8 protein-coding genes are annotated in these 13770 nt (G+C 47.6%); 5 read left to right on the forward strand and 3 right to left on the reverse strand.

The window, feature by feature from the left end; translation table 11 throughout:
- Window positions 1-58: 58 nt before the first annotated feature.
- The 3 genes from ACJJIP_RS01710 (at window position 59) to ACJJIP_RS01720 (ending at window position 4318) form a co-directional block, all read left to right on the forward strand.
- Window positions 59-667, forward strand: coding sequence for a MarC family protein (locus ACJJIP_RS01710; RefSeq protein ID WP_020414444.1), 609 nt, complete (start codon window positions 59-61; stop codon window positions 665-667).
- 412 nt (window positions 668-1079) lie between these two features.
- Window positions 1080-1400: a hypothetical protein gene (locus ACJJIP_RS01715; RefSeq protein ID WP_475113934.1), complete on the forward strand. Its 321-nt coding sequence runs from the start codon at window positions 1080-1082 to the stop codon at window positions 1398-1400.
- Between the two features lie 1163 nt (window positions 1401-2563).
- Window positions 2564-4318, forward strand: coding sequence for a diguanylate cyclase (locus tag ACJJIP_RS01720; RefSeq protein WP_444946104.1), 1755 nt, complete (start codon window positions 2564-2566; stop codon window positions 4316-4318).
- Window positions 4319-4380: 62 nt separating this feature from the next.
- Here the strand turns inward: ACJJIP_RS01720 and pstS (ACJJIP_RS01725) are convergent, their stop codons facing one another.
- From pstS (ACJJIP_RS01725) to ACJJIP_RS01735, 3 genes are all read right to left on the reverse strand, one after another.
- The gene (gene pstS / locus ACJJIP_RS01725) at window positions 4381-5466 is read right to left on the reverse strand and encodes a phosphate ABC transporter substrate-binding protein PstS (RefSeq protein WP_444946105.1); all 1086 of its coding nucleotides are present in this window, start codon (window positions 5464-5466) and stop codon (window positions 4381-4383) included.
- A gap of 167 nt (window positions 5467-5633) precedes the next feature.
- Complete coding sequence (pstS, locus tag ACJJIP_RS01730; RefSeq protein WP_444946106.1) at window positions 5634-6713, reverse strand: phosphate ABC transporter substrate-binding protein PstS; 1080 nt, start codon at window positions 6711-6713, stop codon at window positions 5634-5636.
- 118 nt (window positions 6714-6831) lie between these two features.
- Window positions 6832-8760 carry a PhoX family protein gene (locus ACJJIP_RS01735; protein WP_444946107.1) on the reverse strand — a complete coding sequence of 643 codons (1929 nt, stop codon included), beginning with the start codon at window positions 8758-8760 and terminating at the stop codon, window positions 6832-6834.
- A gap of 280 nt (window positions 8761-9040) precedes the next feature.
- On the opposite strand from ACJJIP_RS01735, the gene ACJJIP_RS01740 reads away from it, so the two are divergent.
- Together ACJJIP_RS01740 and ACJJIP_RS01745 are read left to right on the forward strand one after the other, a co-directional pair.
- Window positions 9041-11653, forward strand: coding sequence for a TonB-dependent receptor (locus ACJJIP_RS01740; protein ID WP_282952377.1), 2613 nt, complete (start codon window positions 9041-9043; stop codon window positions 11651-11653).
- 67 nt (window positions 11654-11720) lie between these two features.
- Entirely contained in the window at window positions 11721-13661 is a 1941-nt protein-coding gene (locus ACJJIP_RS01745; RefSeq protein ID WP_444946108.1) for a phytase, read from the forward strand.
- The last annotated feature ends 109 nt before the right edge of the window (window positions 13662-13770 follow it).

The following is a 13770-nucleotide window of genomic DNA, read 5'->3' on the forward strand; positions in this document are numbered from 1 at the left end:
GCCGGTCTCCCCGCGGCAAGGAATAAGCGGATAGTAGCACGGCACGCCGGAGTACCAATTGAACGATTGGATCAGTAGTTTTGTCTTTTTCTTTGCTGTAATCGACCCGGTGGGTACCCTGCCGGTATTCATTGCAGTGACTTCCCGCCATGCAGAGTGGCAAAAACGTAAAATCGCCTGGCTTTCTGTACTGGTGGCGGCTGGTATTCTGCTGTTCTTCCTGATCGCAGGTCAGTTTCTACTGGAGGCCATTGGGGTGCCTCTATCCGCATTCCAGGTTGCAGGTGGTGTAGTGCTATTTCTATTTGCCCTCACAATGATTTTTGGTGAGGGTAAGCCCGAGCGGGAAAAGGAAATCGTCAAAGAAGGGCATGAGACTGCCATATTTCCCCTGGCAGTGCCGTCCATTGCTTCGCCAGGGGCCATGCTTGCCGCAGTAGTGCTGACTGATAATCACCGCTTTGATTTACTTCACCAATTAAACACTGCATCGGCCATGCTGGCGGTACTCGCTGTAGTCATTGCACTGTTACTGACTGCTAACTGGATTTATCGCTTTATTGGTGATGCTGGTGCCAGCATCGTCAGTCGGGTGATGGGCCTAATTCTCGCCTCTGTGGCCACCACAAGTGTTTTGGTGGGCATCCAGCAATTCTTCTCTATTTAATCGGTATACACTTTCTGAGCACCCCCTGATAGCAGCATTGAGGGGTGCTTTGGCGACCACCGGTTTACTGATTGCCTCTCTGGTCTATATTTGTTGGCTGTGGTTTTGGATGGATACTTTCAGGAGGGTGCTTTGAGTGGTTGAGGCTGCCAACTAATGATAGCTGCAACTATCCTGGTTTTTGGCGCTCTATCCTGGTATGTCTGTACTCTGGCCGCCGGTGGCGGGGCCATGTTGCTAGTACCAATGGTAGGTTTTCTCCTGGGTCCTTACTTGGTTGCACCGACTGCCACAATTGGCAGCGTGATGCTGCTCCCTTCAGGACTTTGTTTTTTTGGTCCTATATCAACTGGAAGGTGGCCTGCTGGATCATGCCCGGTAGCATTCTGGGGGCCAAAATTGGGGCCTATATCTGTTCTCAGATGCACCCCCTGTGGCTTCAATTTTTGTTGGAGTCTTTCTAATGTCTACTGTTTTTCAATACCGTTTGGGCAAGACAAAGTATTCGTTTCCCATGCGCCTTCCTTACTTTTTTATACTGGGACTTGTTACTGCCTTTTTATCCGGAATCATCGGGGCTATCGGGCCAGTAAAAAATCCATTTTTTTTGAATTATGGTATTGATAAGGAAAATCTGCTTGCCACCAAAGCTTTGAACACTCTGGTGTTACAGGGAACAAAAATACTGACCTACCTAAGCTTTGAAGTTATTACCAAAGAGTTACTTACCTAGGGTATTGCTATAGGTATTGGGGGGGGGCATAGGGGTTTACCCAGTAAAACGTCGAATATTGCGTATTAGCACACAGTGTTTTCACTACTATATGTTTGCCCTTATGTTCACCTGTGGTTTGGTGTTGTCATTGAAGGCACTGCCTCAACTGGTTCAGATAAAGCTAATAAACCAAGCAGAAGCGTATATAGATATTTAAGGATCTTTCTAGATTTGATATTAGTCGATAGCGAGAAGCTCTGACTGAGAAGGTATTCAATCTGTTCAGGTATTTGCACGATCAAACCCTGTAAAAGTATTGCCTTGGATTTCTTTTATCTTTGTATTCACGGTTCAGCCAATATTATTAAATATAGTGATTTCTTTAGGTCAATTGGATAAAGATTAATTAATGACCATCTACCAATACATACTTGTTATGTAATGTGTTTTTACCGGGGAGTTCAGTGGAGACATGAATGGTATGTTTGCAGGCTAAAATGGAGTTTTTGAGAGAGTAGGAGATAAGCTTGGTCAATTAATTCAAATAAGCTTCAATTTTATTGTTAGCCAGATTTGGTCCTCTATGTCGGCTTCTCTTCTTTGTCTGATGATCTCTAGGGCCGTGATTGAGTTTGGCCATTCGTGGGGTACATAAGACGCCATGCCGTTAGGTGATCCGCTTAATTTCCCTGTCACTTGTTGGAATCTAGACTCTCTTTAAGTCCAGATATATATAACTATTACTTTGGATGTCTCATCACCGTTAGGCCTTGAGTGTTTTCTGGCGGATGTTAAATGGTATTGGTCAGAACTCCGTCATCTTTTGCGGTTTCGAAGGTTGTATAGCTCTGGCATTCCATCGCAGTATTCGTGATGGGAGGAGTTAAAAGTGACAGTAGCTCAGCAGGGAGTGGCCAAAGATACTGAAGCCGGTTGCTGCCGGAACTGGAGATGACTCTCCGCGTGAGAAGCTGTGATTTACTGAGCCGGCCGAAGACATTATAAAAGCGGAATTGTATCGCCTACGTGCCAAGAGCATGAAGAAAAGTATAATAAGACAGCGGTTATTGTATCTCCGATGCCCCATAAACTTAAAGTGGTACCTTCGTTCTGCCCGATTGTCGCTAACTCTGATACTTATCAACTGCCTGTTTTTACCCTCAGCCTTGGCCTGGGCCCATGTGCCAATTGAAGTATCACAGTTGGAGGATGGAAGTAAGCTCACAGGATTCCATGAGACTTGGCATGATAAAGGTGGCCGTAGTGATATTGCGGATGCTTTACTTGCCTATGAACGTGGAGCATTTACCCCCTTGAGAACTGCGGGCTCAACCGGTATTCAACCCGGTGCTTTCTGGTCGCATTTTGCTTTGCGCAATAGCACAAACCAGCCAGCCAAATTACATATTGAGTATGTGGATCATCAGTTGCTGGGATTACAGGTGTATTCCCGTGCTTTATCCAATGCCGGATCTTATCGGAAGCTTGCCAACTTATCCATATATGCTCCATTTGACACTCGCCAGGTAGAGCACAATCGATTTGTTTTTGAAATTATTGTGCCAGCCAAGATTACACAGGAATTATTGGTAAAATTTGATTCCGGTGAGCTGGGAGTGGTTTTTCCCAGTATGCGAATTTGGAGCCCCCAAAAGCTGCAACAAAATAGCAAGGGTGAGATTAGTTTAATAGCCTTCCTTTTCGGAGGCTATTTCCTCATGGCCCTATTTGCGTTTGTTGGGGCAATTACGGTTAAAGAAAATATTCTCTACCTTTATTCCCTGTATTGCGCCAGTAAAATTTTGGTGTGGGGCACCGTACTTGGTTATACACATCAATATCTGGTAAGTGGTGGATTTCACTGGGGATATACCACTATTAGCGGAGCTATCGCGATTTTAACAGGCCTAATTTTTGCGCGGATTTTTCTGGAAACCAGGCGCTATACTCCCAGGCTTGATTACTTATTACAGGTAATGATGGCTAACAGTGCTTTCCTGTTAGTTTGTGTATTGCTGGGGTTGAAATCTGCCTCCCAGATTTCCATGACAGTAGCATTGTTATGTTATCCACTTGTGGTGCCAATTGCTTTGGTGCGCTGGCGGCAGGGTAATAGTGCTGCCGCGGTATTTGCAATAGGTTGGGCCACCCTGGTGCTTGGTTTACTGGTGCAGGCTATGCGTGATTTAGGCTTTGTGGTGCATAATCCGGTCAACTATTACTGGCCTCCAGTAGCTTCATTTGTGGAAATGATGGCCATAATGGCTGCGATTGGATTAATGGTGCAGCGTTTACGCACCCAAAAAGACCAGGCAGAAAAAAAATATTTGCAACAATTGGAAGTTTCCAAAACAGATCTTGAGCACCTGATACAGCTACGCACAAGGGAGTTACAAGCAGCAAAAGTGCGGGCGGAAATAGAGGCGCGTACGGATCCGCTCACTGGAATATACAATCGCCGCAGCTTCTTCGAGGAAGCTGCCTTGCTAATAAAACTAGCCCAGCGCAAGCAGATTCCCCTGGGTGTGTTGATGCTTGATATTGATCATTTTAAATCCATAAATGATATTCACGGCCACCTAATTGGTGACCAGGCGCTGTGTGCGACAGCACGAGTAATAGCCCAGCATGTGCGTGAGGTGGATGTATTTGGTCGGATTGGTGGTGAGGAATTTGCGCTGTTGGTGAGTGCGGATGTCGCGGGCACAGTTTGTATTGCGCAGAGGGTACATAGAGATATTGCAAAAATTGTTATTAAATCGGCTCAGGGACCTGTAAGTTTTACCGCGAGTATTGGGGTGGCTTGTCTGCAAGGGCATAAGGATATTTTGGAATTGTTACAGCAGGCAGATAGCGCCCTTTACCAAGCGAAGAGAACAGGGCGCAATAGGATATTGGAGTTTTCCACAGCGGGTGCCGTGCCTGATGCGCTCTAGTTTAATGCTGTTTATATTAATCGTCTTAAATTCAATTTCGTTATTTAAATTTGTAACGGATTCTACTGCACAAAGGTAACAGCATTTAAAACTTTTAATCGTACATTCTCTGGCAGTGGCACTAATCCAAGCTTGCCCGCTTCCGACTGGGATTTCCTGCTCAACATAAATACCAGTAATTGCCTCAGGGCCTTGGCTTTATCATCTTCTTGGTCCGAGTAGAGTAATAGCCAGGAAAAACTGGTGATTGGATAAGCGTCCCTAGCTTTGGGGTCCCAAACCCAGGTGATCAAATTGGGAGCGCCACTTACTGGTAGTTCGGTGTTGGGAAATTCGGCCTCTTTTAGTGCTGCAGCACCACTTTCTGCGCTGGCTTCGATATAGTTACCCGCATGATTTTCCAGTGTTGCGATTGGCAGGTTGACGATCTCGGCAAAGCCATGCTCGACATAGCCGATGGCACCAGGGATTTTTCTTACCCTGGCAGATACGCCCTGATTCCCCGGTGCGCGCTTGAAGCTGGGAAGCTTAGGCCAGTTGGGAACTCTATCCAGGCCAACCTTCTCACGAAACTCCTCACTGATACTGCTTAAGTGACCGGAAAAAATATAAGAGGTACCAGAACTTTCTGAGCGCGTGACCACGCTAATCGGTGTTCGGGGCAATGTGATATCGGGGTTATCCGCAACGATCAGTGGATCATCCCAGTTTCTTATTTTACCCAGGAAAATCCCTGTATAGGTTTTCCGGGAAAGTTTCAGCTTATCGATACCTGGAAGGTTGAATACCAGTACCACCTCTCCGGCGGTTACTGGCAAGACCACAGCGCCCCGTTTTAAACGTCTTAATTCATCAATATCAATCGCTGCATCGGATGCGGCGAAGTCCACTGTGTGTCCAAGAAAGTCCCTGATACCATCGCCACTGCTGCTCATTTCATAGAAAATAAAAATATTATTTTCTCGATGAGTAAATTGACGAAACCATTCCACGTAAATGGGATACGGGAAACTTGCGCCACTTCCACGTAAGTTGATAGGGTTTTCCGGTACTTGGGCCAGGGAGGAAAGAGAGAAAATTGCGCCAAAAATAGCGGCTGAAAGAGTGGCAGCCAGGCGGCATAAAGTAGTGGCATACCTCGATAGCATGGAAAACCTCAACTAAAGGGCCGCCAGTACCTTAATCGATTCCTGATGGCGAGCCGGGTAAAACTTGGCTTCAAATTCAATTTTAGCAGGAGGGCAGGGAGCTTGGTGTCACCACTGAGTTAATATAAGTTGATTTCAAGGGAAATAAATCTAAATACATCTTTGATTTATTGGACAAAATCTATGGCGCTCAGCACTTTCTCCCGAACGTGTTCCGGTAAGGGCACCAGCCCCAACTCACCTGCCTTTGCCTGGGAGTTGGCATGTAGAATAAATGACAACATTTTGCGTAGAGCTTTGGCTTTACTATCGTCCTGCTCCGCGTAAAGCAATAGCCAAGAGAAACTGGTAATTGGATAGGCGCCCTCAGCAGCGGGATCCCAAACCCAGGCAATCAGGTTAGGGGCGTTACTGCCTGGTAGCTTGCCTTCAGGAAATTCAACCTCTTCCAATGCTGCAGTGCCGCTCTCTACATTGGCCTCAATGTAATTCCCCGAACGGTTTTCCAGCAGTGCTTCAGGGAGATTGGTAACTTCGGCAAAGCAGTGGTCTATAAAGCCTATGGAACCTGGGGTCGCTCTGACCTTAGCCGCCACTCCCTGGCTACCTGCGGCCCGCTCGAAACCGGGCTGTCTGGGCCAGTTAGGCGCTTGGCTTATTCCGATGTTTTCGCGAAATTCATCATTGATATTACTCAGATGCCCGGAGAAAAGATAAGAGGCGCCAGAACTCTCAGTATGAGTTACCACCGTTATTTCAGTGTTAGGTAACTGTATTTCAGGGTTACTGGCAGTAATACTGGGGTGGTCCCAGGTTTGGACCTTACCTAAAAATATATTTGCATAGGCATCCCTGGAAAGTTTTAACGCCTCAATGCCCGGCAGGTTGAATATCAATACAAGCTGAATAGCGGTGACAGGTAGTACTACGGCTCCTCCCTTTAAGCCCTCTAGCCTGTCAATCTCGATGGCAATATCTGAGGCAGCAAAGTCTACCGTATTTCCCAGGAAATCCCGGATACCATCTGTGCTGGCACTTAATCCGTAGTGCACGAATATATCGTTATCCTGATGGGTAAACTGTCGAAACCAGTCGACGTAGACTGGGTGGGGGAAACGGGCTCCACTGCCGCGCAGATTAATGGTGGACTCAGAGGTTTGTGCGTTGATCTGGGGTAGCAGGCATACAGCAGCAACTGCCAGAGTGACGCCAATGTGGCGTAAAGCAGCGATAAATGTAGTTTGCATGGCTAACCTCAACCACAAAGCCTGCGCTCTTAGGAGAGACTACAGGCGGCAAGCCGGTAAAAAAATATACTTAGAGTTAATTTTAGCAATACTGACGCCGTCTTAATTGATTGTGAAGTTAGCTGCCAACCTCTTTACCATCGTCCCTGTAGATTGCCAATACGGATGGACGTGGTGGCAATTTGGGGTCATTGTCCGGCCAGCGGTGTATGGGATTTTCATATGTGGAGTTACGCGCTTCGGCGGGATGCTGCACTGCTATGAAAAGGGTTGTGCCATCGGGTGTAAATTCCGGTCCACAAACCTCTGCACCTCTGGGGCAGCCGAAGAAGTGTTTTGGTGCAGCGCGCAGGGGCCCTTCTGTCGCCATGGCCCAGAGCCCATCATGGAATCCAAAGCGCTCACAGCCATCAGTGGCAATCCACATATTGCCGTGGCCATCAAACGCGACATTATCCGGGTTGGCAAACCAGCCATTGGCGGAAATGTTGTAGCTGGCCTGCTGGCCGTAGGCACCTCTCTCTTCTGGGCGTTCTGCATTTGGGTTTCCCCCCAGTAAAAACTGTTGCCACTGAAAACGATCACTGGTGTGGTCACGATTACCATTTTTACCCGGTGGTACTATTTCCAATACATGGCCTGCAACATTTTTAGCGCGAGGGTTGGCAGCATCGATTTCATCTTTCTGGCGCTTCTTATTCTTCGTCAGCATGACATAAGTGCAGTCGTTATGGGGGTTGGTTTCCACATCTTCGGGGCGATCCATGGGGGTTGCGCCTAACAGGGCTGCCGCACGCCGTGCATCGATCAGTACATCTGCCTGATTGTGAAAACCATTTTCGCTGTTGAGAGATCCCTGGCCATAAATCAGGGCTAACCACTGCCCGTGACCATTTTCATCGAACCTGGCGGCATAGAGAGTGCCTTCAGTAAGAAGTTCCCTGTTGGCCTGGTAATCCTCAGGTTGATAAATACCCCTGGAGACAAAGCGATAGACGAACTGGTGTTCGTCATCATCGCCTCCGTAGGCCACCACCGCCTGACCGGGTTTACACACCAGGGTGAAGCCCTCGTGCTCAAAGCGGCCGAGGGTAGTGAGCTTGCGCGGCTTAGATTGGGGATCATAGGGATCGTATTCCACCATCCAGCCAAAACGGTTTGGCTCGTTGGGCTCCGCTTGAATGTCAAAGCGGCGATCGTAGTCACCCAAATTACGGTTTCTTGGGCTTATGCCAAAGCGATGGTGGTTCTGGGCCTCCCTGGGGTCTTCGACTTCTTGTGGGTTACCCTGGAAAGCGCCACCGAACCCTTCCTCAGCAATAAGGACAGTACCCCAAGGCGTCTTGCCCCCGGCACAATTCCCTATGGTGCCCAGCACTTGGGTACCGCTGGGGTCGGCTGCGGTTTTCAATCGCCTGTTTCCTGCCGCTGGCCCACTGATATCCATGGCGGTAGTCATGGTTATTCGGCGGTTATAGGGACTGTCCAGCACGGTACGCCACCCGTTGCTATTGCGCTCAATTTCCACCACGGAGTGACCGCAGGCCGCCTGCTCTATCGCGACATGCTCAGAACTAACCCCACGAGTGGCACTGTATTCGTCGTTATAGCCGGGGAACATTAAGTGGGGTTGAGTATATTCGTGATTTACACACAGTAGTCCGCGGTTGCTATTGCCGCTTTGCAGTTGTAAATCCCCACGTGAAGGTTCGACATTGTCAGCCAGAGGCATAAATGCAATGAAATCATTGTTGTAGCCGAATCGCTGTCGCTGTTCTGCGGCATCCAGTTTCTCCGGGTGAAATGGAGTATCGGTTTCCTGAATTGGATCTCCCCAGCGCAAAAGGATATCGGCGCTGTAGTGTTCCGGCAGGTGGTGTTGGAAATCCAGCGAATGAGGAATTTCAGAAAAAGTAAGGCTTTCCCTTTCAGCGCTGTGTTCCGCAATACAGCCGGGTAATACTGAGCTTGCTGTACCCGCGGCGGTCACAGTACCCAAGGTTTTGAGCAGTTTGCGCCGTGTTGGGTTACTGGGTTGGTCGCTCATACTCCACTCCATTTTGGGTTACTGGTTCTGGATCGCTGGCTCGGTGAATCTCATTGGTTAAGTGGGAATTTCTGCTTAAAAGTCTATGACCGGAGTCACTGCTCTATAACTCATTTTTCAGGCCTGATTGTTTGGCCCTTTGGTTGATTGGCACAGATATTTACAATTTTTTCTGAAAGCTTGATGACAGCTTAAAAAAAACGTCACTGAAGGGTCATAAACGCCTACTAGTCTGCGCCCAATCTAATACGCCACTGGCAATGACGGGAGTGGGTGCTTTATGAAATATAAGATCATCAGTTTACGGCTGCTAGGTACATCAGTTACGGCACTTGCCGCTGCAATTATGAGCGCAAATGCAAGTGCACAAAACCAGGATTCACAGGTTATGGAGACTGTGGTCGTCACTGCCCAGGCAAGTAACGCGCGCAGTGACCTGGATCGCCAGAGGGATGCGAATAAGCTGGTTGCAGTGCAGACATCTGATGCAATCGGTGAGCTTCCAGATGCCAATGTTACTGAAGCCTTACAGAGGATGCCGGGGGTTTTTATTGCCCGTGATCAGGGGGAGGGACGCTTTGTGGGTGTGCGCGGTATTGATCCTAACTTGAACGCGGCAACAATAAATGGAATTAACCTGCCGGCCCCGGAAACAGATAGTCGCGCGGTCGCCCTGGATGTCATTCCCTCAGACCTACTCGCCAGCCTGGAGGTTTTTAAAACCCTGACTCCCGACATGAGTGCAGACTCTATTGGCGGCGCTATTGAAATCAAAAGCCTTAATGCGCTCGATTATGATGGCCGTCGCTATAAGTTCAGTGCTGAGAACAGTTACAGTGAACTTCAGGAGGAAAATAGTCCCAAAGTCGCAGCCACTTTAACCAATGTCTTTGATTTGAGTGGCGATCGACGATTTGGCGTGGCCCTGGCCCTCAGCCATCAAGAGCGGAATTTCGGTTCGGAAAATATTGAGACTGATGGTACCTGGCAGGAATTTACGGCTGAGGATGGTACTACCGGCATTGGTGCGACAGAGATCGAACAGCGTGATTATTCCATTACCCGCGAGCGAACAGGTGTTGCTGCCAACTTCGATCTGGATCTTAGTGATCGCTCACGTATGTACTTCCACAATCTCTATTCAGAATTTTCCGACAAGGAAATTCGCCAGCGCAACTCCTGGAAGTTGGATGCCGGGCGGGATGAGCCGGAAACGATTTCAAGGAACTCCGCACAGTGGCAGGAAGCTGCACTGGAAAAGTCTTTGAAGGACCGGCTGGAAGAGCAGGAAATCATCTCCTCTGTTTTCGGTGGTGAGCATAATTTTGATCAGGTGGATATCTCCTATGCACTGGGATATTCCCATGCGGAGGAGTCTGAACCTCACCGACGAGATACAGATTTTGCATTGGAGCCTGTGCGCATTGGCTATGTAGAGGCAGATAAAACGCCGCGTATGGCAGTGGGCGCAGAAGATGCGCAGCGAGTTTTAGACCCGTCCAGTTATCAATTGGATGAGCTCGTCATTGAAGATAACTTTACAGAGGATAAAGAGCTGAGCCTGCGTTTCGACATTAGCCGGGAAATTCAGTGGGCCGGTAATCCATCAGTTATCCAGTTTGGCATACACGAGCGACAGCGTGAGAAGAGTGGAGACTTGAATGCGACCGTGTATAAGGATTTTGCGGGAGACTACACCCTCGCAGATTTTGTTCGCAATGACATCGACTACGGCTTGGATAGCTTTGGCCCTGGGGTTAGTAGCGGCAGTTTAAATTACTTTATTAACAGTCATATTGACGATTTTGAAGTTGATGAAACTGAAACGGCTTTGTCTTCCGCGCGCGATTACAATATGCAGGAAGATATCAGTGCGTTCTACGTTATGAATACGATTGAGTTTGACCAGTCGCAGCTGGTATTTGGGGTTCGCTACGAGCGCACAGACTTTACCGCTGAGGGTGTGCAAGTTGTCGAGTCTGAAGAGCCGGTACCCGGTGCACAGGAAATTGCCGACGAGGTTTATGCAGCTGGGATACGCTATCAGCGCGATTATGATGACTTCTTTCCCAGTGTAAATTATAAATATGACTACAACGATAATATTGTTTTGCGTGCGGCTTATAGTGAGTCTCTTTCGCGCCCATCCTTCGGACACCTGAACCCATCGCCGGCCAAGATAGAGTATGACGATGACAAGCTGGAAGTGGAGGCCGGTAATCCTGCGCTAGATCCGTACCAGTCGCGCAATCTGGACTTCTCTGCCGAGTACTATGCAGACCATTTGGGTATGCTCTCCCTGGGGTTATTCCACAAGCGTATCGACAATTTCATTGTCCTGTCCGATGTTTCCAGTGTTGTGGATTACAGTCAGTATGTGGGGAATTTGAGTGTTGACGAGGCTGAAGTATTACAACCGGTAAATGGTGATTCCGCCCGTCTCAATGGTATGGAGCTGGCTTGGACCAGGGGTTTCGAAAACGGGTTCCTGTTACGCGCAAATGCTACTGTGACAGACTCTGAAGCACGCTTGGGTCTGGGGCCAGATAGGGAGCGTAGCGATAAGATTTCTTTGCCTTCGCAAGCAGATCTGGTGGCTAATTTTGTGATGGGTTATGAGCGCGATGCATTTAGCATGCGGTTATCAGCTGCTTATCGAAGCGAGCGTTTATTGGAGGTGGATTTGGAGAATTCTACTGCTGATCGCTATGAGGATGATCATCTACAGTTGGACTTATCCGCACGCTATCGTTTCGATAACGGACTGCAACTGACCTTTACCGGGGTGAACCTCACTGATGAGCCTTACTACACACATAATTCAGGCTTTAATGGCCAGTATGAGGAGTATGGTCCAACCTATGCACTGGGTTTGAGTTATAGCACTTTCTAAAATTTTAATAGGTATTGCCAACCCCCTATTTAGTAACGGGGTTTATATTTTCTGCTGGTGGATTACCATGAAAAATAAGTACTACCTCCTGATTTGCCTTTTACTGAGTAGTATTCTCGGAGGTTGTGATGCTCGTTGGGATCAGGTTTTACGTGTCAAAAAGGTGCAGCCGATAGAAAAACTCGATCTCCAGGGCATTGGAGCTGAACAGATGTTACCCGTTCAGTTTCCGGGAAAGAGTGCACTATTAATTGCCAGTAAAAATAAAGGCGTCTTATTACTAGATAGCAATGGAGATCACCTGGTATCTGCTCCTGGCCGGGTAGAAACTTTGGCTATACAAAGTTTGTCACAAGGCAGCCTCCTTGTGGCAGCCTATGATGAGCTATCTGCAGAGGTGAAACTTTACAAGTTAAAGGGAGGGATCGATCGCAAACCAGTTTTGCAGTATCTTGGCGGCCGTGATGAAATTTCGCCGCAAAGCGCCCTGTGTTTTTATCAGAATAATGATCGTACTCATCTATTTACTATTGGAGATGATGGGTTAGGGCACGAATACCTGGTAAGCCCTGGACCTTCTACATGGGAGCTTGTAGAAATTCGCCCCCTGTATTTTGGTGAGCAGGTGAATGCATGTGCAGTCGCTCCCTTTAATGGGAAGCTGCTCTTCTCCCAGCCGCCAATCGGTATTATCAGTATGAATGCTGATGCTGAAAAGGATGAGGAAAGAAAATTACTCATGCAAGCAGATCAACTCGGGGAGGATTTTGGCGGCCTTTGGATTGATCACTCTGGCAATTATTTATGGTTAACAGCGGATGCTCGCCTGCAAGGCTATGAATTAAAAAATTTACAAGAAGGGCCTGATCAGACTATCTATATTGATAGTAATTATTATCCAGCTTCTGTTGGCGTTATAGGCAAAAATATTGTGGTTTTGGATGAGGAAGTAGATTCCCTTCTGTACTTTGTGTATGAACCTCTCAATCCTCCTGAACATCCTGACCTGCAACTGGTGGATGAATTCATACCGCGTATTCCTGCCAGTGCCCAAACACAGCCGGTTTCTTCAGCTGGAGACGCTGCAGATGATCCAGCTATTTGGGTGAATCGGCTTCACCCTGAGCAAAGCTTAATTCTGGGCACTGATAAAAAACATGGCTTAAATATCTATGGTTTATCCGGGCAATTGGTGCAGCAATTTGCCGTAGGGCGAGTGAATAATGTAGATATCAGCGAAATACAGCATCCTACTTATAGTGCAATTGCAGCAGCTTCCAACCGCTCCACGCCGGGTATTGACTTATTTGCCATAGAAAAATCAGGGAAAGTTGAATATCTGGGATTACAGAAACTGAATATGAAGGACCCCTATGGCTTGTGCCTTTATTATATGGATAGCCGGCTTAGCGTCTGGGTATCTGATAAGGAGGGAGAGCTACATCAGCTGGATATTCACTTGGGTCAAGATGCTAGAAATTGGCAACTTAAACACGTATCCCGTTTACCTGTCGAGGGTCAGGTAGAAGGGTGCGTTGTCGATGCCCAGAATGGTCAGCTTTTCTACGGTGAAGAAGACAGGGGAATATGGAAGCTGGATTTGCACAGATACAGTGCCGGGATGGGTAAGCCCAAACTTGTAGCGGAGGTTAATACTAAAAGTCTAGTGGCTGATGTAGAGGGGCTGGCCTTGTATCTGCATGAAGATAGTGGATATCTGGTGGCATCTAGCCAGGGGAACAACAGCTATGCATTATTCAATCGCTCTGGGACTGAGTTTATCGGTAATTTCCGTGTGGACATGAACAGGGAGTTAGGTATAGATGCCAGCTCAGAGACTGATGGCCTGGCCGTAACTGGTGCAAACCTTGGTACTGAATTCCCAATGGGGTTATTAGTGGTTCAGGATGGAAGAAACCGTATGCCAAGTGGTAGGCAAAACTTTAAGCTGGTTTCCTGGCAGAAAATTGAAAATATATTGAATCTATCTTCCGCTACAGCAAACTGATAGTTTTATTGTTCTGCTTGCGCTTCTATTTCCAGCGGCCATCCGAAATTGTCAGATGGCTGCTTATCAATAAATTTTTTTAAAAGGATGGTAAAAGTAAATTTTTCCA

It is taken from the genome of Microbulbifer variabilis, from assembly GCF_052467165.1.